The organism is Acinetobacter sp. YH12094 (assembly GCF_013419295.1).
GTDB lineage: Bacteria > Pseudomonadota > Gammaproteobacteria > Pseudomonadales > Moraxellaceae > Acinetobacter > Acinetobacter amyesii.
Genome location: NZ_VPAK01000003.1, coordinates 42,872 through 66,731 on the forward strand (window position 1 = coordinate 42,872; position 23,860 = coordinate 66,731).

Annotated in this window: 21 protein-coding genes; 13 read left to right on the forward strand and 8 right to left on the reverse strand. The window is 39.9% G+C overall.

Features of this window, described 5'->3' with window-relative positions; genetic code table 11:
* Window positions 1-70 precede the first annotated feature (70 nt).
* The 6 genes from FTU34_RS02560 to FTU34_RS02585 all read left to right on the forward strand — a co-directional run bounded on the left by FTU34_RS02560 (window position 71) and on the right by FTU34_RS02585 (window position 5,695).
* Window positions 71-526 (forward strand): Lrp/AsnC family transcriptional regulator, encoded by a 456-nt coding sequence (locus tag FTU34_RS02560; protein WP_078194390.1) that lies wholly within the window; start codon window positions 71-73, stop codon window positions 524-526.
* 321 nt (window positions 527-847) lie between these two features.
* Window positions 848-2,014 carry an ATP phosphoribosyltransferase regulatory subunit gene (locus FTU34_RS02565; RefSeq protein WP_180034630.1) on the forward strand — a complete coding sequence of 389 codons (1,167 nt, stop codon included), beginning with the start codon at window positions 848-850 and terminating at the stop codon, window positions 2,012-2,014.
* 66 nt (window positions 2,015-2,080) lie between these two features.
* On the forward strand, window positions 2,081-3,400 hold the full coding sequence (locus tag FTU34_RS02570; RefSeq protein ID WP_078189071.1) for an adenylosuccinate synthase: 1,320 nt from the start codon (window positions 2,081-2,083) through the stop codon (window positions 3,398-3,400).
* 193 nt (window positions 3,401-3,593) lie between these two features.
* Entirely contained in the window at window positions 3,594-4,397 is an 804-nt protein-coding gene (locus FTU34_RS02575) for a M48 family metallopeptidase (RefSeq protein ID WP_180034631.1), read from the forward strand.
* A 97-nt stretch (window positions 4,398-4,494) separates the two neighbouring features.
* Window positions 4,495-4,803, forward strand: coding sequence for a hypothetical protein (locus FTU34_RS02580; RefSeq protein WP_078194385.1), 309 nt, complete (start codon window positions 4,495-4,497; stop codon window positions 4,801-4,803).
* A gap of 112 nt (window positions 4,804-4,915) precedes the next feature.
* Complete coding sequence (locus FTU34_RS02585) at window positions 4,916-5,695, forward strand: M48 family metallopeptidase (RefSeq protein ID WP_180034632.1); 780 nt, start codon at window positions 4,916-4,918, stop codon at window positions 5,693-5,695.
* Window positions 5,696-5,851: 156 nt separating this feature from the next.
* On the opposite strand, the gene FTU34_RS02590 is transcribed toward FTU34_RS02585, so the two are convergent.
* The 3 genes from FTU34_RS02590 to FTU34_RS02600 all read right to left on the reverse strand — a co-directional run bounded on the left by FTU34_RS02590 (window position 5,852) and on the right by FTU34_RS02600 (window position 9,189).
* On the reverse strand, window positions 5,852-6,334 hold the full coding sequence (locus tag FTU34_RS02590; protein ID WP_078194383.1) for a peptidylprolyl isomerase: 483 nt from the start codon (window positions 6,332-6,334) through the stop codon (window positions 5,852-5,854).
* A gap of 136 nt (window positions 6,335-6,470) precedes the next feature.
* Window positions 6,471-7,772, reverse strand: a complete 1,302-nt coding sequence (locus FTU34_RS02595; protein ID WP_180034633.1) for an NAD(P)/FAD-dependent oxidoreductase — start codon at window positions 7,770-7,772, stop codon at window positions 6,471-6,473.
* Window positions 7,773-7,875: 103 nt separating this feature from the next.
* Window positions 7,876-9,189 carry a D-alanyl-D-alanine carboxypeptidase PBP6B gene (locus FTU34_RS02600; protein ID WP_111885897.1) on the reverse strand — a complete coding sequence of 438 codons (1,314 nt, stop codon included), beginning with the start codon at window positions 9,187-9,189 and terminating at the stop codon, window positions 7,876-7,878.
* A 180-nt stretch (window positions 9,190-9,369) separates the two neighbouring features.
* On the opposite strand from FTU34_RS02600, the gene FTU34_RS02605 reads away from it, so the two are divergent.
* Together FTU34_RS02605 and FTU34_RS02610 are read left to right on the forward strand one after the other, a co-directional pair.
* Window positions 9,370-11,073: a M61 family metallopeptidase gene (locus FTU34_RS02605; protein ID WP_180034634.1), complete on the forward strand. Its 1,704-nt coding sequence runs from the start codon at window positions 9,370-9,372 to the stop codon at window positions 11,071-11,073.
* A 61-nt stretch (window positions 11,074-11,134) separates the two neighbouring features.
* Window positions 11,135-11,881 carry a hypothetical protein gene (locus FTU34_RS02610; protein ID WP_180034635.1) on the forward strand — a complete coding sequence of 249 codons (747 nt, stop codon included), beginning with the start codon at window positions 11,135-11,137 and terminating at the stop codon, window positions 11,879-11,881.
* 32 nt (window positions 11,882-11,913) lie between these two features.
* On the opposite strand, the gene FTU34_RS02615 is transcribed toward FTU34_RS02610, so the two are convergent.
* Window positions 11,914-12,702, reverse strand: coding sequence for an rRNA large subunit pseudouridine synthase E (locus FTU34_RS02615; protein WP_180034636.1), 789 nt, complete (start codon window positions 12,700-12,702; stop codon window positions 11,914-11,916).
* Window positions 12,703-12,891: 189 nt separating this feature from the next.
* Here FTU34_RS02615 and icd point away from each other — a divergent pair, with 189 nt between their 5' ends.
* Window positions 12,892-14,145 (forward strand): NADP-dependent isocitrate dehydrogenase, encoded by a 1,254-nt coding sequence (icd, locus tag FTU34_RS02620; RefSeq protein WP_180034637.1) that lies wholly within the window; start codon window positions 12,892-12,894, stop codon window positions 14,143-14,145.
* Between the two features lie 416 nt (window positions 14,146-14,561).
* Window positions 14,562-14,711 (forward strand): hypothetical protein, encoded by a 150-nt coding sequence (locus tag FTU34_RS02625; protein ID WP_171319314.1) that lies wholly within the window; start codon window positions 14,562-14,564, stop codon window positions 14,709-14,711.
* 302 nt (window positions 14,712-15,013) lie between these two features.
* Here the strand turns inward: FTU34_RS02625 and FTU34_RS02630 are convergent, their stop codons facing one another.
* Complete coding sequence (locus FTU34_RS02630) at window positions 15,014-16,189, reverse strand: YbfB/YjiJ family MFS transporter (protein WP_180034638.1); 1,176 nt, start codon at window positions 16,187-16,189, stop codon at window positions 15,014-15,016.
* Window positions 16,190-16,420: 231 nt separating this feature from the next.
* Complete coding sequence (locus tag FTU34_RS02635) at window positions 16,421-17,851, reverse strand: pyridoxal phosphate-dependent aminotransferase (RefSeq protein ID WP_078189059.1); 1,431 nt, start codon at window positions 17,849-17,851, stop codon at window positions 16,421-16,423.
* Window positions 17,852-18,079: 228 nt separating this feature from the next.
* On the opposite strand from FTU34_RS02635, the gene msrB reads away from it, so the two are divergent.
* The 3 genes from msrB (at window position 18,080) to FTU34_RS02650 (ending at window position 19,606) form a co-directional block, all read left to right on the forward strand.
* The gene (gene msrB, locus FTU34_RS02640; protein WP_078194371.1) at window positions 18,080-18,499 is read left to right on the forward strand and encodes a peptide-methionine (R)-S-oxide reductase MsrB; all 420 of its coding nucleotides are present in this window, start codon (window positions 18,080-18,082) and stop codon (window positions 18,497-18,499) included.
* The gene (locus FTU34_RS02645; protein WP_111885907.1) at window positions 18,496-18,984 is read left to right on the forward strand and encodes a glutathione peroxidase; all 489 of its coding nucleotides are present in this window, start codon (window positions 18,496-18,498) and stop codon (window positions 18,982-18,984) included. Before msrB ends, FTU34_RS02645 begins: the two co-directional genes overlap by 4 nt.
* A 100-nt stretch (window positions 18,985-19,084) precedes the next feature.
* Window positions 19,085-19,606, forward strand: coding sequence for an energy transducer TonB (locus tag FTU34_RS02650; protein ID WP_180034639.1), 522 nt, complete (start codon window positions 19,085-19,087; stop codon window positions 19,604-19,606).
* A 366-nt stretch (window positions 19,607-19,972) separates the two neighbouring features.
* Here the strand turns inward: FTU34_RS02650 and dapC are convergent, their stop codons facing one another.
* On the reverse strand, window positions 19,973-21,142 hold the full coding sequence (gene dapC, locus FTU34_RS02655) for a succinyldiaminopimelate transaminase (RefSeq protein ID WP_180034640.1): 1,170 nt from the start codon (window positions 21,140-21,142) through the stop codon (window positions 19,973-19,975).
* A gap of 24 nt (window positions 21,143-21,166) precedes the next feature.
* Window positions 21,167-23,833 (reverse strand): [protein-PII] uridylyltransferase, encoded by a 2,667-nt coding sequence (gene glnD, locus FTU34_RS02660; RefSeq protein WP_180108278.1) that lies wholly within the window; start codon window positions 23,831-23,833, stop codon window positions 21,167-21,169.
* Between the last annotated feature and the right edge of the window lie 27 nt (window positions 23,834-23,860).

Sequence of the window (23,860 nt, forward strand, 5' to 3'; positions counted from 1 at the left end):
GGAAGATTGCTTTTATTGTGCAATAAAATTGCTAAAATAAAGATTATTGTGAAATTTAGTGCCTTTATTGATGGATCAGATAGATAAACGCATTTTGCAAGCATTACAGCAAAATGGAAAACTACAAAATAATGAATTGGCCCAACTAGTTGGTTTATCACCTTCGCCGTGTTTGAGACGGGTTAGGCAACTAGAAGATGAAGGCTATATTGAGAAATATGTGGCTTTACTGAATCAGTCAAAATTGAATTTAAGTTTAACGGTATTTGCGCGGATTTGGCTAAAAGGTCAAGATGCAAAAACCGTGAATGATTTTGTCGCAGCGATTCAAACGATGCCTGAGGTGGTTGAATGTCAACTCATGGCAGGGGATTGTGACTTTTTCTTACGTATCGTCGTGGCAGATTTAGAAGCCTATCGAAAGTTTCAGATTCATCATTTAACGCAGATTGCCAGTGTGCAAAATGTAAAAACAGAGATACCGTTACAGGCCGTTAAACAAACTACAGCGCTTCCATTGGATTGATGTTCGTGTCTTAAATTAAGTTATTGAGCCTGATCATATTTATAACTTTGTTTAAAACTTCATCTATAGAAAGCAGGGTGCTGATTATTTTTTATCAAATGGTTAAAAAAATAACGTTCACAGGATTTTAAAATCTAAGCATAAACATGTATTTAGTTGTAAAAGTTAAAGCTGTAAATGAAGTAATGAATGCTGAATCATCTTTTATGAAAAAGTCGTGTGCAAGCGTAAAACTATCGTGCTAAACTAGGAGAAATCGGGTGTGCTCCCGATTTTTTTATGCGGATTTGTTCCGCGCTGACAAGAATTTAGGTTTACAACATGCCCATTTCAGAGACATGGTTATTACCTGATGGTGTAGCTGATGTACTGCCAGAACAGGCGCAAGTGATTGAATCTTTGCGTCGTGAAGCATTAGATTTCCTCGCATCTCGAGGTTATCAGTTGGTGTACACGCCATTCATTGAATACATCGAATCTCTATCTTCTCTTTCAGAATCGAATCAAGATTTAGACTTAGCCACTTTTAAAGTGATCGACCAACTTTCAGGTCGTTTGCTTGGTGTGCGTGCCGATATGACACCACAAGTGGCTCGTATTGATGCGCATGTACATCCTGTCGAAGGTGTAGCTCGTTATTGCTACGCTGGTACAGTACTACATACTAAGCCACAGGGTTTTAATACCACACGTGCACCTTTACAGTTAGGTGCAGAATTATTTGGTTCAGACAGCATTGATGCTGACGTTGAACTGATTGATGTCATGATCAACTTGCTTGCTAAAGCAGGTCATGCAGATGGTATTCATCTTGATTTAGGGCATGTCGGTTTATTCCGCAGCATGGTGAAACAAGCTGGCTTGAGCAAAGCAGTTGAACGTCAGTTATCTGACTTGTATCAACGTAAAGCGCTACCTGAACTTGCTGAATTCACACAAAGCATTCCAAATGGTGCTGACTTCTATACATTAGGTCGTTTTGCAAGTGACTTAGATGCACTGCAAGCCAATTTAACGGCTGAAGTTTTAAATAACGAAGCATTTAAACTTGCATTTGATGCAGTGAAATCGACACAAGCCGCAATTCAGGTGCGTTGGCCAGAACTACATATTGGTATCGATGTGGTTGAACTTCGTTCATATCACTATCACACTGGTTTAATGTATGCCGTATATGCGCCAAACCGCGCTGCGCCATTGGCTCAAGGCGGTCGCTATGATGGTATTGGTGAACACTTCGGTCGCGCGCGTCCAGCAACAGGTTTCTCTTGTGACTTATATGCATTAACTGCAGGTCAAGTTCAAAAAAGCCAAGTTTTGGTTGCACCAAAAGGCATCGAAGCAGATTTATTAAAGGCAATTGAGGCAGCACGTACCGAAGGATTCAGTGTTGTTCAATTGTTAGGTAATGATGATTTAAGCTCAGCACCGTATGCAACGCACCAGTTGGTGAATGCAAATGGCGAGTGGACAATCAAACAAATTTAATCTCGGATGTGCCTGCGGGCACACACGTTTTTTCCAATTTTAACAGCATGATGCAATGAGGCTATTATGGGCAAGAATGTTGTGGTACTTGGTACCCAATGGGGCGACGAAGGTAAAGGTAAGATCGTCGACCTGCTCACAGATCAAGCGGCTGCGGTAGTTCGCTATCAAGGCGGACACAACGCAGGTCATACACTTGTGGTTGGTGGTAAGAAAACTGTTTTACACCTCATTCCATCTGGTATTTTACGTGACAACGTATTGTGCTTAATTGGTAATGGTGTTGTTTTATCACCTGAAGCTTTAATCCACGAAATGGAAGTTTTAGAAAAAGAAGGCGTGCCTGTACGTGAACGTCTACGTATTTCTCCAAACTGTCCATTGATCCTTCCACACCATATCGCCCTTGACCAAGCACGTGAGAAAAAACGTGGCAATGCGAAAATTGGTACAACAGGTCGTGGTATCGGTCCTGCATACGAAGACAAAGTGGCTCGTCGTGCAATCCGTGTTGCTGACTTGGTTCGTGGTGGTGCTCATCTTAAAGCTCAACTAGAAGAGCTTCTTGAATACCATAACTTCCAATTGACTCAATTCTTCGGTGTTGAAGCAGTTAAAGTTGAAGATGTGATCGCTCTATGTGACGAATGGCGTAAAGTCATCGAACCTATGGTGATGGACGTGACTGGTGAACTTCATGCTTACCGTAAAGCAGGTAAGAAAATCATGTTTGAAGGCGCGCAAGGTTCACTTCTTGACGTTGATCACGGTACATACCCGTATGTTACTTCTTCAAACACAACTGCTGGTGGCGTAAGCTCTGGTTCAGGTCTTGGGCCATTGCACCTTGACTATGTATTGGGTATCACTAAAGCTTACACAACTCGTGTAGGTGCTGGTCCGTTCCCAACTGAACTTGTTTATGATGCTGCTAACGATGTTGGTGATGCGATCGGTAAACACTTGGGTACTGTCGGTTCTGAGTTTGGTGCGTCTACTGGCCGTCAACGTCGTTGTGGTTGGTTCGATGCTGAAATTCTACGTCGCTCAGTAGAAGTAAACTCACTTTCTGGTATTTGCTTAACTAAACTAGACGTTCTAGATGGTTTAGAAGAAGTGAAAATCTGTGTAGGTTACGAAGCAGCTGATTCTGGTTGTGTAGGTTCTTCTGATGCGCTTGCATTTGAAACTTTAAAACCAATCTATGAAACTATGCCAGGTTGGTCTGAGTCTACTTTCGGTGCGAAATCACTAGATCAATTGCCACAAAATGCAATTAACTACGTGAAACGTTTAGAGCAATTGATTGAATGTCCAATCGACATCATTTCAACTGGTCCAGACCGAGATGAAACAATCGTATTACGTCATCCATTCGACGCATAATGTTGTTGAATTAAGATGTAAAAGCCTCGCGAAAGCGGGGCTTTTTTATATAACGAAGAATACAACTTCAAAAAAGTTGATTAAATTTAAATGATGGAAAAATAAAGATTTTGAAAAAAATAAGTATAAAAATATTGAGTCAGTCAATTTTTTGTATATATTTGACACTCTTTATAAATAACTAGAGATCATGATGAATTATAAAAAATCTTTGGCATGCTTTGCCGTAGCAGCTTCTTTATCAGGTTGTACCACGATTGCTGATCTTGCAGGTGCTGATTCTGCATCTTTGAACTTACAGGCAACACAGTCTTATAACGCAATGCTGAAAGACGCACAGACCAAACAAGTGCTCGATACCAAGTCTGCGACTTATCAAAAAGTAAACCGTGTTTTCTGGAAAATGAAACCATTTGCAGATCAGATGAATCAAACGGGTCAAGCTTTTGAGTGGAAAGTTGCCGTGATCAAGTCTAAAGAAATCAATGCCTATGTCGCACCCGGCGGGAAAGTTGTTTTCTATACAGGAATCGTCGAAACACTCAAACTTACGGATGATGAGGTCGCTGCAATCATGGGTCACGAAATGGTTCATGCCTTAGAGGAACATGCAAAAAATAAAATTGGTGCTTCTGCACTGACTAATCTTGCAGTGAGTATCGGTTCACAATACGTAGGTAATGCAGCAGGTGGCTATGGTGCAACCTTGCTTGACTTGGGGAGTCAATTTGGTGTGGGCTTGCCGTATTCACGTAATTTGGAAAGTCGCGCGGATAAAGGTGGCCTAGTGATGATGGCAAAGGCTGGATACAATCCAGAAGCGGCGATTTCATTGTGGAAAAAAATGAATGCGAATGATAACAGTGGCAACGACGCACTGAGCAAATTTATGTCTACACACCCAAGCAATAATGACCGTATTGCTGCTATGCAAAAAATGATGCCGGAAGCGCAGCAATATTATAAAAATGCGACACCATCGAGTGTACGTCGTTAATATCTGCGGTTTTCAAGACTAAAGTTGCATTTTAGTATGCTATACACTTTGTGGTGAGTTGCTAAAATGCAATTTAAATTAGGAAGAGAAGTGCAGGATGCAAAAGAATATTTCGACCACCATTTTTTATTCTTTATTATTTGCGATGGGGGGAGCACCCACTATTGCTATGATGATCATTCGTGCCCAAACTCAAGATCCACAATTAATTTATCAAGCCCTGATTGGGTTGTCGGTGATTATTGCCTGTATTCTTGTGCCCATAGTTTTGATACAAAATGCTGTCCTATTTTTTAAGCGAAAAAATGTGCAGTTAGAAGAAAAAATTAAGCCATTAATGCATGTGTATTTGGGCTTGAATGTGGTTTGTTTAATCTATTGGTTGGTTCTTCAATTTTCAGCTTAAAAAAATTACATAAATACTATTATAAGTCGCTATAACTTCGTTTTAAGCTCCAAACCATAAGAATATAATATCCATAAATTCACTTATATTTTAATGGTCTGGAGTATCCTTAATGAAAAAAATAATTCTAACGAGCCTGTGTATGGCCGGTGTAATGACGATTTCGGGCTGTGCGACAGTGGCAGATATGGCAGGAGCGGATACTGCTACATTGAACGCGCAAGCAACACAAAGTTATAACAAAATGGTGGCGGATGCGCGTTCTAAAAATCAGTTAGATACTTCATCAAGTACGTATAAACGAATTAATTCAGTATTCCTCAAACTTCGCCCATTTGCAGACCAAATGAACCAAACGGGTCATGCGTTCCAATGGCAATTGGCAGTCATGAAATCAGACCAAGTCAATGCCTTTGTCGCTCCAGGCGGTAAAGTTGTATTTTATACAGGTATCGTCAATAAACTAAATTTAACTGATGCAGAAATTGCGGCGGTTATGGGACATGAAATGGTCCATGCTCTTGAAGAACATGCAAAAAGTAAATTGGGTGCTCAAGCCTTAACGGATCTTGCGCTGAATATTGGTTTAAGTGCCGCAGGCAATAATGTCGGTCAATTGGGCACTGCTGCTGCGCAGTTAGGTAGTCAAATTGGTATAGGGTTACCGTATTCACGTTCTCTGGAAAGCCGTGCTGACCAAGGTGGTTTAATGTTAATGGCACGTGCAGGTTATAACCCACAAGCGGCGATTACACTTTGGGAAAAAATGAACAAGCTTGAAGGTGCGGGAGGTTCATCATTCCTTTCTACGCATCCATCAAACTCACAACGTATTGAAGCGATGCGTAAAAATCTACCTGCAGCGCAGCAGATTTATAACCAACGTCGTTAATTCATAAGAATTAATTATCCGTTTTAAAAAAGCAGGCCGTGGCCTGCTTTTTTGTATTTAATAGTTTGAAAAGTTCTTATATGGCATACCTATATCAGGCGCAATAAAAAAGGCAAAGTAAAAACTTTGCCTTTTTGCACTAGAGATCAGAAGATCTTAGTGGTGGTGACCGCCTGCACCGTGTACGTGACCGTGTTCAAGTTCTTCAGCAGAAGCCTCACGGATTTCAACGATTTCAACTTCGAAAGTTAAATCTTGACCAGCAAGTGGAAAGTTCGCATCAACAACAACGTTGTCGCCTTCAACCGCTTTAACTGTCACGATTTGAACGCCGTCATCAGTTTGAGCTTGGAATTGCATACCTGGTTGGATGTTATCCACGCCTTGGAACATTTGAGCAGGAACTTCTTGAACGAGATCAGGATTGTATTCGCCATAACCTTCAGCAGCAGGTACAGTTACAGTGAATTTTTCACCAACTGTTTTGCCTAAAAGAGCTTTTTCAAGACCTGGAATGATGTTACCAGCGCCGTGCAAATATGCTAGTGGCTCACCTTGAGATTGGTCGAGAGTTTCACCCTCTGCATTAGTCAATGTGTAGTGGAAAGAAACCACAGAGTTATTTGCAATAGCAGTCATGTTATTGATCCATTCAATTTTTTAAGGGTTACATCATAAAGTGAAATTGCACTTTTGTAGACTAAATTTATCAAAAAAATGCAATTTTTAAATGCTTATGATGCTTTTTTCATTAATCGGGGCAAATCTGTAAATTTCAATGCAATTTAATTTTAGGCGCAATTTTTCGTGTAACAAAATCTTTAGCCGTTAATAGTCCTGCATGTGCGTAGCCGTAAATTGTGGCTTGATGCATTCGATACAATGAAACATACATTGATTTGGCAACAAAGCCTTGAACATTGACCTGACCTAAAAGTTCACCAACCGCTTTATGCTTGCTTAATGAGACTAGAGAGCCTTTGTCTGAAAATACGAACATTGGGAGTTGCTGACCACGGATACGTGCTTTTAAGCAATCCACAAGAAAAGACGCTTGTTGGCTGGCCACTTGAGCGCGTGGGCCGAGGACGGGTTCATCTGCGCGCGGTTGGCAATGAGCACAATCACCAAACGCGAAAATGTCAGGGTGTGCTTTGGTTTGTAGTGTTGCATACACACTTAAACGCCCCATGTGGTCTTTTTCAAAGCCTTCAAGTTTAGAAATTACTTCTGGTGTTTTAATGCCTGCCGCCCAAACTTTTAGTTCGGCTTTAATTTTGCTTCCATCATTAAAATAAACATGTTCAGCATCGACTTTTTCCACACGTTTAGAGGTTAAGACCTCAATTTTCATGCGTTGTAATTGCTGCTGTGCATGCTCGGCCATTTTTTCAGGGAGTGCAGGCAGAATCCGATCAGCACCTTCAATCAAATTGATCTGTACGCTTTGAGGATGAATTTTATTTAAACCATATTTATAAAAATTATTTTTGGCTTCAACCAATTCTGCTGAAAGTTCAACCCCCGTTGCACCTGCGCCAATAATGGCAATTTTCAACTCACGTGCTGTATTGCTATTTTGCGCATCCAAATACAACTGTAAGAGATCTTGTTGGAAGATTTCAGCTTGTTGCAGACTGTCCAAATAGTGGCAATGTTCATACACGCCTGGCGTGTTGAAATCGTTGGAAACTGAGCCTAAAGCAAGAACAAGGGTATCATAACTCAGTTGCAGTTGTTCTTGAGTAGATTCATATTTACCTTGTTGGACTTTGCTAAGCTGAATAGTTTTTTCAGCAGGATTGACATCTTCAAACTTAGCCAACACAAATTCATAATGATGCTTCGCAGCATGCGCATAATAGTTAATTTCTTCTTCACTAACCGACATTGTACCTGCGGCAATTTCATGTAAGAGGGGCTTCCAAACATGCGTGAGTTTCATGTCAACGAGGGTAATACGCGCTTTCTTTTTTTTACCGAGTAAATCACCGAGTTGAGTGACCAGTTCTAAACCACCGGCACCACCACCGACAATGACAATATGGTGTAACTTGGAGTCATCAGCGTTATTCATTGAATTCCCTATTTTATTATTGTTGAAAAAAAGAAGATGGCACGAGTATGCCATCTTCTTTTTTGCACGAATAACGAATTGTCTTACAAGTTACATAATCACATCATTGACCTAGAGGGTAGGTTTTAACTTCTGCTGCATCCGTATTAAAGATGCTAAAAAGGCCTTTGATCCACATCATGAAACGCTCAAAAACATTGGCTTCTTCAATTTGTACGTCATCTTCAATATCAAAGGTATTAATCAGTTGGTTATTTTGATAAACCGTAACGGTCGCTAATTTCATCACTTCAGCCAAAGGCGCAGTAAGTTCTTTTTCCTTCACTTCAACACTCAATTTAGTCTGCGTTTCATGAAGTGGTTCAATGGCTTGAATTTGACCATTGCCGGTATTTAAAAGAATACGTTGCTGCATAGGATCAAACGCTTTTAAATCGATGGCATAAGCTTGATCATAAAGTGAAGTTGTAATCAGTTTAGGTTGTTGAGTTTCTACCTTAAATATTTTCAAGGTTGATTTAACCACAGGTAATTCTGCAATTAATTGCTTATCTTTGATTGCAACTTCATTACGTGTATAGGTATAAGCCAAGTTCATGAGGTTGTGTGCTACTTCTGCACGTTTTAATCCACTTTTTGCCCCTAATACCACAACAATCAAACGACGTTCTGGCGCGTCAGGATTCGCGATCAAACGGTTGGCTGTTAAAGCTAAATTATAACCTGCAGCTTTAGTAAAACCTGTTTTTAAGCCATCAACGGTAGGATCTTGTTTGAGTAAAATATTAGTTGCATGGTGGAAACGGTGATTATAACTAAAACTTTGTTGTTTAGAATAATTCAAATAGTCAGGTGTTTCAGTCACCAGTGCTTGCCCTAAACGTGCAAGGTCAGCCGCCGATGAATAATGTTCTGGCATGGTAATACCGGCTGGATTTTGAAAATTGGTATCATTCATGCCCAAAGCTTTAGCTTCTTTGTTCATGCGTTCAATAAATTTTGGAATATCACCAGAAATGCGTTCAGCTAAAGTCACAGCGGCATCATTGGCAGACATGACCACAAGACCTGCTAAAAGCTGATCAACTGAAATTTGTTCGCCTGCTTTGAGATACATTTGTGATTCATCCCATTGAACCACTTGTACAACTGGGGTTGCGGTTAGGATTTCATTTTTCTTTAAATGACCTGCTTTAATTTCCTTTAAAGCAATATAAGCCACCATCATTTTGGTAAGTGAAGCAGGGGCACGCTGAACATGGCTATTATGTTCTGCTATCACTTGACCCGATTGAGGGTCTAAAATGGTCCAAGCTTCAGCTTCAACAGTTTCAGGGACAATATTTAAAAGGGCAGCATTTGCTATCGTGGAGCATAGAAAACTAAGCAGCGCGATGAGGTAGATCACGTGTTTCAATGAGGTTCCTTAACCAACCATTCCGTTGGTGGTAAAACGAAAAAATTTTTAGGCATGCTATGCCTTTTTTTTTCTGCTGACTAGTCATAATTGTAGACAATTGCGACAGTTCCGCATTCAGTTGTAAAAAATGTTAATCTAATTGATAAGTTATCTTTTACTAATTTTATATCGCCCATTATGTTGCATTATCAAATCGAATTTGACGATTATCGTCAGCATCTAGTCCATGTCACTGCACGTTTCTTGGCAAATCCAACACAGGTGCTTTCTTTACCAACTTGGATTCCCGGAAGTTACTTAATCCGAGAATTTTCGAAGCATATCGAAGCTGTTCGAGCTTATGATGAAGATGGGCGTTTGTTACAAATTGAGAAATTTGAAAAAAATAAATGGCGCTTATTCAATACAGATCATGAGTTGATCACGGTTGAATATGATGTATATGCCTTCGATTTGTCGGTCCGTGGTGCTTATGTTGATCAAAGCCGTTTATACGTCAATCCAGCTTGCGCATGTTTAGGTTTAGTTGACCAAGAACATACAGCTATTGAGATTGAAGTATTCTTGCCACCAGAGTTAAAACATTTCCAACTTGCGACTGGATTGAAGTCAAAAAGTTTAGTGAAAGGTCGTTATACCTTGTATGCTGATAACTATGCTCAGTTAATTGATGCACCGTTTGAATTGGCGGAACAAACCCGTTTCAGTTTTGAAGCCAACGGCATTCCACACGAATTTGTGGTTTCGGGCAAACATGCCATGAACGCGCAGCGTATGCAGCAAGACATTGAAAAAATTTGTTCGACAGAAATTTCCATGTTTGGTTCAGCACCATTTAAAGACTATACCTTTATGACCATGGCAACGGCGAATAGCTATGGTGGTTTGGAACATCCAAACAGTACGAGTTTAATTAGCCCGCGTGATGATTTACCAAAAGCTAATGAACCTGTAGAGCCTTCGGCAGATTATCAACGTTTCTTAGGTTTATGCAGCCATGAATATTTCCATTCATGGTTAGTAAAATTTATCCGTCCAGAAAACTTTGTGAATTATGATTTGAACAAAGAAGGCTACACTTCTTTGCTTTGGATATTTGAAGGTTTTACATCGTATTATGATGATTTGATTTTATTGCGCAGCGGCGTGATTAATCAGGATTCATATATCAAGCTTTTGAAAGCACAAATTGATCGCTATTTACAAAATCCAGGTCGTGAAATTCAAACTGTTGCTGAATCAAGCTTTGATGCATGGGTGAAATTCTACCGTCAGGATGAAAACTCAAATAATGCAGGTACAAGTTACTACAACAAAGGCTGCCTCGTGGCGCTATGTTTAGATCTTGGCTTACGTCTACGTGGTTCAAGTCTTGATGCCCTAATGCGTAAATTATATGCAAATGCGCAAAATGGCATTCAAGTGAATGAACGGACTATTTTCAATTTATGCAATGAATTGACGGGTGATGATTGGTTAGAACAAATCAATCATTTGATTAATACTACGGATGAATTGCCGTTAGACCAATTATTCCCTGAGTTTGGCCTAAGCTACACGCTTAAAAATGACAAATCATTGCCATTTGGTCTAAAACTTGCTGATAAGCCTGAAGGAATGTTGGTTCAGTCCGCTCGCCGTGATGGTGCAGCAGCAAAAGCTGGCTTGTCTGCGAACGATGTGATTATTGCAATTGATGGTCTAAAAGCAACCGTTAAATTGGCAGAAAAATATGCCAAGCAAGACGGAACTTATACCGTACTGGCATTCCGCCGTGATGAGTTGATGAGCTTTGAAGTAGAAGCGGCAGGTTCAGAATTGACGGAAGTTGAACTTAAAGTTGAAGATCAGGCTAAAGCTGAGAAGTGGTTAAAAGCTTAATTTGATAAGTATTTAATTTTCATGTAAAACCCATACTTAGGTATGGGTTTTTTATTAGAAAATGAATAGTAAAAATTTAATAATTGGAATTTCGATAACTGTAGTTTGGTTCTTAGTTATAGGACTGTTTTGCGTTCAAAACAATTTTGTATTTACCAATAGAGAGCTGAATTCACTAGGGGATTTCCTTGCAGGTATATTTGCTCCAGTTGCTTTTCTTTGGTTAATACTCGGGTATCTCCAGCAAGGTAAACAATTAGATCAAAATACCAAAGCTTTGGAACAGCAAGAAAAAGCATTGCAGTTGCAAATTGATGAGATGAAAAAAAATGTTGAGCAACAAAAAGAATTAGTGACTATTCAGAAAAATCAATTTGCTGAGCAGCAGAAGCTATTCGAGCCTCTATTTTTTATTTCTAATACAGAAGTTTTTAATGTATTAGGTCAAGATGTTGATAGGAATTCAGCGAATAGTCATCTATTAACTTCAAAACAAAATGTATTTGTCAAAGTTATTTTTAAATTAATTAATTTTGGAGAAGAAATCTTTGATCTTAGAATTAAAGAAAGTGGCAAGCAATTATTAGCAGTAAAAATTGACCGTGTAGAAAAAGGAGTGATTCAAGAAATAAATTTAGAATTAACGGATTTTCAAATAGATTTATTAAATCGTGAACAAGAATTATTGGTTGAATTTAATATAAATTTTACTTGTAAAAATGGAAAAAATTTAAGTAAGAAACTTAGATTGTTTGTTTATAAATGTAATGAATTAAAATTTGGTGCAGAATTTTTCCTAGAGAAATAAAGCCCACTTTCGTGAGCTTTAATTCTTAAATCTTAACGTCCGTTACGAGCGCGGCCACGTGGGGCTTTAGTATTCGGACGAGTTGTACCATTGGTACGGCGTTTTGGTTTTTCGCTCTCATCCATTTGCCAGATACGTTTTGTACCAGACTTTTTCACGGATCCATCTTTATTCTTACGAACCATTGGCTTACCACCTGTACCGCCTGGTTTTTTCACATAAGAGCGCGAACGGTAAGGTTCTTCTGCAGGTACGTTTTGAAAGTCAGGGTACAGTAAAGGCTCAATTTCTTTGGTTTCACCTGGTTCTAAAGCCAATTGAACTAAATCGATTGCACCAATACGTGTACGAATTAAACGTAAAGTCGGGAAACCCACTGCTGAAGTCATACGACGAACTTGGCGGTTACGGCCTTCACAAATTTGGATTTCAACCCAAGAGGTTGGAATGTTTGCACGGAAACGTACAGGAGGATCACGTTCCCATAACCATTCTGGTTGTTGTACTTTAATGGCTTTGGCTGGCAAAGTCATACCATCTTTTAGCTCAACGCCTTTACGTAATTGTTCAAGCGCTTCTTCTGTGATGTCGCCATCGACTTGCACTAAGTAAGTTTTGAACTTTTTATTTTCAGGATTGGTGATGTACTGATTTAAACCACCATGATCGGTTAAAAATACCAAACCTTCGGAGTCCATATCTAAACGACCTGCAATACGTAGACTAGGATCGTCCACGAAGTCAGATATGGTCATATGCGCTTCGTCTTTACGGAATTGGGAGAGCACGTCATATGGCTTGTTTAAGATGACGATTTTCATAGGAAATAACTTCTATTAAATACAATAATTCAAATTGGTTAAGATTTATTCAATAGGGAAATGCAGCTATTTCCCATCTAAATCTCAAAAAAGGTAGATTTGCTTTAGAGTATTATGCGTGAAGCGCAATTAAAAGTCTTATCAAACAGAAATTATTTTTTCACTCGCTTCTCAGGGAGGATCATAAAAATGGGTTATCAGAAGATCGTCGTTCCAGTGGATGGGACAAAAATTACAGTAAATTCAGACTTATCATTCAATGTTCCCAATAATCCAATTATTCCATTTATTGAAGGCGATGGTATTGGTGTTGATATCACGCCCGTGATGAAAACCGTGGTGAATGCAGCAGTACAAAAAGCTTATGGTGGAAAACGTGCCATAGAATGGATGGAAGTTTATTGTGGTGAAAAAGCCAATAAAATTTATGGCACCTATATGCCCGAAGAAACCTTTGAGGCTTTACGTGAATTTGTAGTTTCAATTAAAGGGCCGTTAACGACGCCTGTCGGTGGCGGTATTCGTTCGCTAAATGTTGCACTACGTCAAGAATTAGATCTCTACGTCTGTGTGCGCCCAGTACGTTGGTTTAAGGGCGTTCCTTCACCTGTTCAGCATCCTGAACGTACAGACATGGTGATCTTCCGAGAGAACTCAGAAGATATTTACGCAGGGATCGAATGGAAAGCAGATTCGCCTGAAGCCAAGAAAATGATCAAATTTCTCAAAGAGGAAATGGGCGTCACTAAGATTCGCTTTGAGGAAAATTGCGGTATCGGTATTAAGCCTGTATCTAAAGAAGGTTCTCAGCGTTTGGTTCGGAAAGCTATTCAATTCGCCATTGATAACGATAAGCCGAATGTCACCTTGGTGCATAAAGGCAATATCATGAAATATACCGAAGGTGCGTTTAAAGAGTGGGGTTATGAAGTCGCAGTTGAGCGCTTTGGTGGTGAACTGCTGGATGGCGGTCCTTGGGTCAAAATAAAAAATCCGAAAACTGGCAAAGAGATCGTGATTAAAGATGCGATCGCAGACGCTTTTTTACAACAGATTCTGATGCGTCCGACTGATTATTCAGTCATTGCTACCCTAAATTTAAACGGTGACTATATTTCAGATGCTCTGGCGGCTGAAGTTGGCGGTATTGGTATTGCACCGGGTGCCAATATTGGTGGCGCTGTACAAGTATATGAAGCGACACATGGCACTGCGCCTAAATATGCGGGTCAAGACAAAGTAAACCCAGGGTCTATTATTCTGTCTGCAGAAATGATGCTCCGAAATATGGGCTGGAAAGAAGCCGCAGATCTGATTATTAAAGGTATTGCGGGGGCGATTGAAGCCAAAACAGTGACTTATGATTTTGAACGACTCATGCAAGGTGCAAAACTATTACGTTGTTCAGAGTTTGGACAAGCCATCATTGAGCATATGGACTAAGTTTATTTGCCAATCTAGGTGTAAAAAAGCTAGATGTATAAAAAGGCTAGGTAAAAAGGACTGAATGATTCAGTCCTTTTTTATGGGAATTAATTAAACACACAGAAAAAGGGTTACTCAATGCCATTAAATAAGATGAGATAAACAGATGACTTCACGCAATCAATCAGATGGTCTGGCATGCTTGTGTTACTAAAAGTTTAAAACCACACTATTCGAGTGAACTTAAGTAATGCAGAAAATAGAGGGGGATTGATTTCAAATTAATTATTCTCCAGAAATTTTACAATGACGTAATTCGAAACATTTATCGGGTTGGTTCCATGAAAATTAGCGGTACATTGGTTGTTGTCCTTTAGTAGATGTACATCTAGTAACAGTACATTGTGACACTTATGATGATAAGGAGAAATGAAATGTCTCGTAAACAGCATCAACAAAACCAACAAACTGATCAACAGCAGCAAAATGATCAGCAACAGCAACAGCAACAGCAACAGCAACAAGACCAAAAGAAACAGAAACAACAGCCACATCAACGAAATCAGCGTCAACAACATCATTAATAGGCTAAAGACTTTGTGAGTCAAAGTTCATTTGGCCAAACGATTTACTCATTGAACGAAATTAAAGTTTTATACGTAGACGAGAAGGAGATGAATTTGTCTAAGAAAACCAAATCACTTAAAAAGGAAATTAAAGCGAGGTTGAACAAAATTTCAAAGCATAATTCTGCTTTGAAAAAGTTAAAGAAAAAGCTGAAAAAAGCTTAGTCCATTCACGATTTATCAAAAAGAAAAGACCTATTTAAATAGGTCTTTTCTTTATATACATGATTGGTGATGTAGTTGAATGTCTTGTGATCTACCTAGACGAGATGCTTACTTAATTTTGCAGTGCGAGTAAACCAAAAGAGTTGTAGTGTTCCAATGCAGAGCAAGCATGCGGCCAAAATAAATTGCTGTGAATAATCAATACCAATTCGCTGTAAAAAACTAAAGCTTATACCGCCAATCAATTGAATAGATGCAAAGCACAGGGTTGCAATACTCCAGAGCTTTTTATAGGCGCTACCATAGATTTGCAGAATGGTATAAGAGGTGAGAAAAACCACTGCCGGATTGAGCAAGCCTGTAGCAAAAGAAGATAAAAAAGTAAAAAGTGGATGGATATTAATGATCGCTATAAAAATCGCGAAGACATAGCAGCTATATAAAATTTTAAGAGCGCTGATATTTCCCAGTTTTTGTGCTAGGCAGTAAGCAGCAAATGCCCCTAAAGCACTCCCCAGACCATATAAAATCCAATTGAAATTGATCCCGATCGGGCTTAGGTGTAGGGTGTGAGTTAAATAGTCAATCCAAAATAATGAATGGGGCACGTAAGCAAAAGCACTGGTGCTATACACAATTAAGAGACAATAGAAAATTCCATCGACTTTATGTTCTACTGCTGGAACCGCGGTGAGTGTTGTGAGCTGTAATTTAAAACTCTTCAAAAGGACGCTGAGTAACATACAAATCAGGCTTGAAAAAGCAAACAAAATCAACCAAGCCCACATTGTCGAAATTTGTTGGATGTAAGGCAAAAATAGCGTTGCCATTAACACCCCTAAGCCAATACCACTGAAACCAATAAAGTTGATTTTAAAGCGGTCTTGAAGCTGTGAACATTGGGCCACGACACTTGGGGAGAGGATCATTAGTAAGCCGCCGCTGATCCCTGAAATAACGCGCCAAGTGCTATACCAAAGTTCTGAAAAACCTGAAAATGCACAACTGAGTAAACTGAGTGTCCCTGCAATAGCTGCGAGTTGGATATAATTCACCATGCTTTTATTTTGGGGTAATTTCATGGCCCAAAATGCACCGATCAAGTAGCCGAGCAAATTGGCACTGCCTAAGATGCTGGCAAAACTTGGGCTCCAACCAAATGCTTCACGGGTTGAAGGGAGTAGTGCGGTATAGGAAAAACGTAAGATCCCGATGCCAAGGCACATACTTAGACAGAGAAATAAGCTCAGTTTAATTTTGTTTGAGAACATCCTGTACTCATGTATTTTTATGATTGGTTAAAAAATAACATGAATATGCTGTAGAAAAATCAACAGATCTTAAAGTTTTGACTAAGGTCTAAGCTAAAAATTAATTCTTAAAAATTTAACTATTCAAAAAGATAGCTGTGGTGTGCGTACAGTAAGAAATCAAATTTAAAGATACAGTAATAAAAAAACCGTACATGGCGTACGGTTTTTTATTTTTAAAGCACTTATGAATTAACGCATTTTCGCCAAGAAACGACCTAAACGAGTGAGTGCTTCACGTAGTTCATTTTCAGCAGGCAAGAACACCACACGGAAATGATCAGGTGTCGGCCAGTTAAAGCCCGTACCTTGAACCAAAAGCACTTTTTCAGCACGGAGGAAATCTAGCATGAATTTCTCATCGTCTTGAATTGGGTAAATTTCAGGGTCCAGTTTAGGGAAGCAGTACATAGCACCCTCTGGTTTCACACAAGACACACCTGGAATATCATTCAACATTTCCCAAGCAATGTTACGTTGTTCATATAAACGGCCGCCCGGACGGATGAGATCATTAATTGATTGATAACCGCCTAAAGCTGTTTGAATCGCATATTGCGCTTGGTGGTTGGCACAGAGACGCATCGACGCCAACATGTCTAAACCTTCAATGTAATCTAGCGCGCGTGATTTATCGCCTGTAATTGCCATCCAGCCTGAACGGTAACCGGCAATTCGATACGCTTTAGATAAGCCATTGAAAGAAATACACAGCTGATCGCCCGCCAATGACGCAACAGAAACATGTTCAATACCGTCATAAACGATCTTGTCGTAAATTTCATCAGCAAACAAAATTAAGTCGTATTTCTTCGCAAGAGCCACAATTTGCTCAAGCACATGACGTGGGTAAACTGCACCTGTTGGGTTGTTCGGGTTAATCACCACGATACCGCGAGTATTCGGAGTGATTTTACTTTCCATGTCGGCAATATCTGGATACCAGAAATTTTCTTCATCACATTTATAGTGAATAGCTGTACCGCCAGAAAGGTTAACTGCTGCTGTCCAAAGCGGATAATCTGGCATAGGCACTAGCATTTCGTCGCCATCGTCGAGCAAGCCTTGCATTGCCATCACGATCAGTTCAGATACGCCATTACCGACATACACGTCGTTCACGTGCATGTTTAAGATGCCTTTTTGTTGATAATACTGACAAATCGCTTTACGCGCAGGGAAGATGCCTTTTGAGTCGGTATAACCAATTGCATTAGGCAGGTTGAGTGCCACGTCGTTAATAATTTCTTGAGGTGCTTCAAAACCAAAAGGAGCAGGGTTACCAATATTTAATTTAATAATTTTATGGCCAGCTTCTTCCATCTCATTGGCCGCTCGTAACACAGGTCCGCGAATGTCGTAGCAAACATGCTCGAGCTTAGACGATTTCTTAATTTCGCGGGGGGTGTTAAACGTATTCGGCATTTTTATATTCTCGGAAAGAGTGGAGGTCACTTTTGCATAACGGTATAAATAGCTTTTAAATGTCTCGGTCGTTACTAAATCGAGATGATGTTCGTCTCTGAGTAAAGCAACTATTTTTTCATGCGTAAACCCTGCCTGTTGATATTGTTTGATCACGGGCAGCAGATTTTTAAAAATTACGCTCTTTTTCTGCGACATTTTTTTATCCTGAGCAAGAGTAGCGCTAAGATTATCACTAAAGGTGCTCACAAAAAAGCATTTAATTTTGTATTTTGCTCACCACGATTTTATGTTTGCTTACTTTTTGCTTTTTGGGTCATTATATAGATTTTGTAAATTGTTGAATAAAGACTAGAAATTTAAGATTGAATGACGTAAATATAGGATTATCCTATTTTAAATACCACGATATAAAGGGACGTCATCATGGGAAAACTCAATAAAACAGAAAGAGAATGGCAAAGAGAATTGTCACCAGAAGAGTTTCGCATAACGCGTCAGAAAGGCACGGAGCAAGCTTTCACTGGAAAATATTGGAATACGAAACAAGCTGGCACGTATGTATGTCGATGTTGCGGGGAGCCGCTTTTTTCTTCTGAAACCAAATATGATAGCGGTTGTGGTTGGCCAAGCTTTTATAAGCCGATTGAACCTGCTGCAGTAGAAGAAAATGTAGATACGACACACGGTATGGTCAGAACAGAAATTGTTTGTCATCATTGTGACGCACATTTAGGGCATGTTTTTACTGATGGCCCACAGCCGACTGGATTACGTTATTGTATTAATTCGGCATCCTTAGAATTAGAAACAAAAGAAAAAAATGATGAGGAAACTTATCCATGACCACCATTCACCAGTTTGAAGCAGAATTACTGGACGGAAGTAATAAATCCTTTGCAGATTATGAAGGCAAGGTTTTATTAATTGTAAATACCGCTAGTAAATGTGGGTTTACTCCTCAATTTGCTGGTTTGGAGAAAATTTACGAACAATATAAAGATCAAGGTTTTGAGGTTTTAGGTTTTCCATGCAACCAATTTGGCGGACAAGATCCGGGTTCAAATGATCAAATTGGCGCATTTTGTCAAAAAAACTATGGCGTATCTTTCCCGATGTTTGCCAAAGTGAATGTAAAAGGCCCTGAAGCGCATGTGATTTTCCGTTATTTAACCAATAACTCGAAAGGCGTATTGGGTAATGGTATTAAATGGAACTTCACCAAGTTTTTAATTGGCAAAAATGGGCAAGTTATTAACCGCTATGCACCTACGACCAAGCCTGAAACATTGAATGAAGATATTGAAAAAGCTTTAGCTCAGTCAAAATGAAGTGAATTATTGGCCGAACTGAGGTTGATATAAAGGCGCGGAAGCGTCTTTATTTTTTGGATGTTTTATACTGAAGTGTCTTTATTTGAAGGTCATAACATTGTTTAAGCAGATGGTTAAACGTCGAATTTGTGTTTTAACGTTTTTTTTACTCGTATGTGTGGGCTTAGCTTGGGCAGATAACGCTCCAAGTGCATCTGAACCTACAAAAATGTCTGTTGTTGCAAGCAATCTAGACCGTACTACAGATGCTCGGGTCAACGCATTATTGCAATTGTTAAAAACACCTATAGAAGAATACCAACCTACGCGTGTTGCAGATGTAATTGATCCACATGTAAAACCGAAAATGTATGAAGTTTCTTGGGTAAATGCACCGCAATATGTGCTGTCTGCGTCTGAGATGAAAACATATAAACAACCTGTCAAACTACAGCTCACTGTGATTGCTGCAACAGGCTATATTGGTGGCTCAAAACTCATTGCAAGTTCAGGCTCTAAAAACTTTGATCAAAAAGTACAAAAATCCTTATTAGTTGCGCGACTTGAACCTATTCCGATGGTCGATAAAAATCTCAGTTATACCGTTGAACATGAATTTTCTCTTCATCCACCTCAATAAGCTCATAGCAGAAGGCAAATTTTGAGTTCCATAAATGATCTGTTATTAATGGTAGATCTAATTGATAATGAAAGATATTACTTTGCAACTAGCTAAAACCTTTCAGATGTCTGCTTATCTATTCGCTTTACAACAATCTGTTATGACCATACTTATTTTTTATACAGCGTTTAACAGTGAGAGAACCTCGAACATTTAAATTGAGTGCTACATTTGATTTCTAATGGTTTTCAATGATTTCTCAATGATTGTTTATAAGTAATTATTGCTAGATGATTAGCTCTGAATGATTGTTAAGAAATGACTTAAATAAAAATGCCCCAAATCTGGGGCATTTTTTGTTTTAAGCAGAACGCTTTAAATCAATTAAAGTACTGCTTTTAAGCGACGAATCACTTCTTCACATTGGGCAATATCGGCAACGAGGGCTAAACGGACATGGTTTTCACCCGGATTCCCTTGTGCTGTATCACGTGATAAATAACGGCCTGGAAGCACTTTAACGTGTGCTTTTTCCATCAGCATTTTGGCAAAAGTTTCATCATTATCCACTTTTAACCAGTAGTAGAACCCTGCATCAGGTTTTTGTAATGGTAGTAGGTGACCCAGTTCGCGTTGGAATAATTCAAATTTTGCACGGTACTGGACGCGGTTTTCTTCGACGTGTGCTTCGTCATCCCAAGCTGCAATTGAAGCCAACTGGTGTTGAACAGGCATCGCAGCGCCATGATAAGTACGGTATTGTAAATAGGGTTTTAAAAGCGCAGCATCACCTGCCACAAAGCCAGAGCGCATACCCGGTAGGTTAGAACGTTTAGACAGTGAGTGGAATACCACGCAGTTTTTATAGTCATCACGGCCCATTTCAGCACAAACTTCAAGCAGACCAACAGGCGCTTCATCAAACCAAAGCTCTGAGTAGCATTCATCAGATGCAATCACAAAATTATATTGGTCAGACAGAGCAATCAGTTTTTTAAACTGTTCTTTAGTAAGTACCGCACCTGTAGGATTACCCGGTGTGCAGACAAACAATAAAGCGGTTTTTTCCCAAACTTCAGCTGGCACAGCGTCAAAGTCGCCAAGGTAGTTATTTTCTTCTGTACAGTTGATGAAGTAAGGTTCTGCACCCGCAAGTAAAGTTGCGCCTTCATAGATTTGGTAGAACGGATTTGGCATCACCACATAAGGGGCATCTTCACGTTTAACCAAAGCTTGTACAAACGAGAAGATCGCTTCACGCGTGCCTGACACCGGCAGGACGTTGGTCTCTGCACTGATGTTATTGAGTTTAAAGCGACGGGTTAACCAATTTGCAATACTTGTGCGAAGCTCAGGTAAACCCTTGCTGTTTGGGTAAGTGGATAAATGCTGAAAATTATCAATAATGGCCTGTTTCACAAACTCCGGTGCAGGATGCTTTGGTTCACCAATCGATAGGGGAATCAAAGGCAAATCTGCGGGTTTCACATCCTGAAATAGCTTATTTAGCTTTTCAAATGGATAAGGGTGCAATAATGACAAACTGGAGTTCATGGAATGGATACCGATCAATTTAAGTTAATGATGACTACAAACCTGATTCGAAGCTTCATCGAGTGCTGACTTTAACTGTGCAGCAAACGTTTCCGCTTCTGAATCACTCATAGGTGAGCCATCTTTTTTAGTGACATAGAAAATATCTTCAGCACGTTCACCGAGCGTCGCAATTTTCGCAGAGTGAATATCTAGGCCTTGCATCATAAATAAACCACCGACTTTAGCAAGTAAGCCCGGATGGTCAAGTGTCGCAATTTCAACCATATTTTGTTGAAGTGCTTCATTAAAAGAAATACTCACGGTATTTTCAATATCAAAATGACGCAGTTGACGTGGAATACGACGCTGCATTAGGCCTGGGTATTTGTCAGATTGGCTTAAGGCTTTTTTGAGCGCTTCAATAACGGTTTGCTCACGCTCTGGATCTGTCAATAAGGTGCCAAAACGGTCAAGTACAACATAGGTGTCCAAACTAAATGCAGTGGATGCAGTAATAATCCGAGCATCCTGAACGTCTAAGTTCATTCTGTCCAAAATTGCCACTGTGGTCGCAAACAAGTTAGGCTGATCTTGTGTGTAAATAAAGATCTGTACCGCATCTTGTGCAAATTTACGATGTGCTCGCATCATCACCAATGGTTCTGCATTATTGCCATGTTTTAAAATGGCGCGCGTATGCCATGCGATTTCATCGGCAGATTCTTTTAGGAAATATTCATCACCGAGTTCTTGCCAAACAGTTTCTACATCGTAGAGCGAAAAATCGTTGACTAATAGTTCACTGGCCGCAAATTTAGTGTCTTCGATCAGCATTGGATAATCTACAGGACGCCCCAAACCTGAACGAATCACATCACGTGCTTGTGTATACAGTTGACGCATGAGTGATGCACGCCATGTATTCCAAAGCGTCGGATTGGTTGCGTTGATATCGGCAACTGTTAAGGTGTAGAGATAGTCGAGATGCTCCATATCGCCCATTTTCTCAGCAAATTCTTTCACCACATCTGGATCGGAAATGTCCTTTTTCTGAGAAGTGACAGACATCAGGAGATGGTTTTGAATCAACCATGCGACAAGGTTACATTCGCGTTCGGTAAACCCATGGGTACGGCAGAAATCAATTGCATCCGCTGCACCAAGTTCACTGTGGTCACCACCACGACCTTTGGCGATATCATGGAAAATTGCCGCTAAATAAACAATGTCACGGCGCGCCAGTCGTTGGAATACAGAGCTAACGACAGGGAAGTCCTTAGCAAATTCAGGCTCTTTAAAACGGTTTAAATTACGCAGTAATAATAGGGTATGGGCATCGACAGTATAAATATGGAACAAGTCGTATTGCATGAGTCCCATGATTTGCCCAAAGGCAGGAATATAGTTGCCGAGCACACCATACCGTTTCATCGCCACCATGGTGTCATATAAACGGTAGGGTGAGCGAATGATCGCCATAAATAAGGCTTGATGTGCAGGATTGTCACGGAAGTTTTGATCAATACGTTTTGCCGCAAGAGACAATAGACGTAAAGTTCGGGCACGAATCCCTTCAATTTCAGGACGATTCGCCAAGAGGTAGAAAATTTCTAAAATAGCACTTGGATTTTCAGAGAAAATTTTATGATGCTGCACAGCCAATTTACCATCAACTAATTTGAAATTGGCATTGATCTCTTCAATCTTACGTTCATAGTCAGGTAAGCGTGGCGTAATGACAGATTCATTAAAATAAGCCAAGAGCATTTCATTTAACGTCGTCACTTGCTGAGCGCTACGATAGTAACGTTTCATGAACTGTTCGATTGGATAATTCGGTGATTTACCTTCTTCGCGCTGATAGCCAAATTTAGCAGCAATGTCACGTTGATAATCAAACAATAATCGGTTTTCGTCGCGCTTGGTTAAGCGATGTAAATGATGACGAATTTCCCAAAGAAAGCTTTCTGTTTCTTCAAGAACACCCAGTTCAAACTCTGAAATAAAACCTAAATGTACAAGGTCATAAATGCGATTGACACGGAAATGACGCTTAGCAATCCATCCGATTTGGTTGATATCACGGATCCCGCCGGGCGCATTTTTAATATCGGGTTCTAAGTTGCTTTCGGTATTGTTATGTTGAGCATAGCGTTTGGCTTGCTCTTGCATTTTGGCATCATAGAAGGTTTTATCCGTCCATGTCTGTGACACGATACGGCGTGGCCATTTAGCTAGGTGTTCATTGCCCACAATCAAACGTGCTTCGATCAGGGCTGTTGCCACGGTTAAATCATTGGTGGCTTGAGCAACACAATCGTTAATAGTACGTACACTGATGCCCGGTTTGAAATTACCAACATCCCAAAGAGTTGAAATAAAGCTGGAGATGAGTTTTTCTTGTTCTGGGCTGATTTCATCTTCGGACAAAATCATGATATCGACGTCGGAGTAAGGCAGCATTTCGCGGCGACCATAGCCACCGACAGCAAATAAACCGAGATCGGTTTGGTCGAGTTCAGCATGTGTCCATAAGAACTTTAAGGCTTCATCGATTAGATTCGAACGAGCCAAAATTACATCACGAATCGACTGTCCATTTTCAAAGCATTCCTGTAACTGATTTTCAACATCTGAGCGCCATTGGTTAATCGCCTGAATGTCGTGGTTACTTTTAATGTAATTCAGCAGAGGAAGCGTATTGATCATGAACAGTGGTCCGTTAAGGTGTTACAA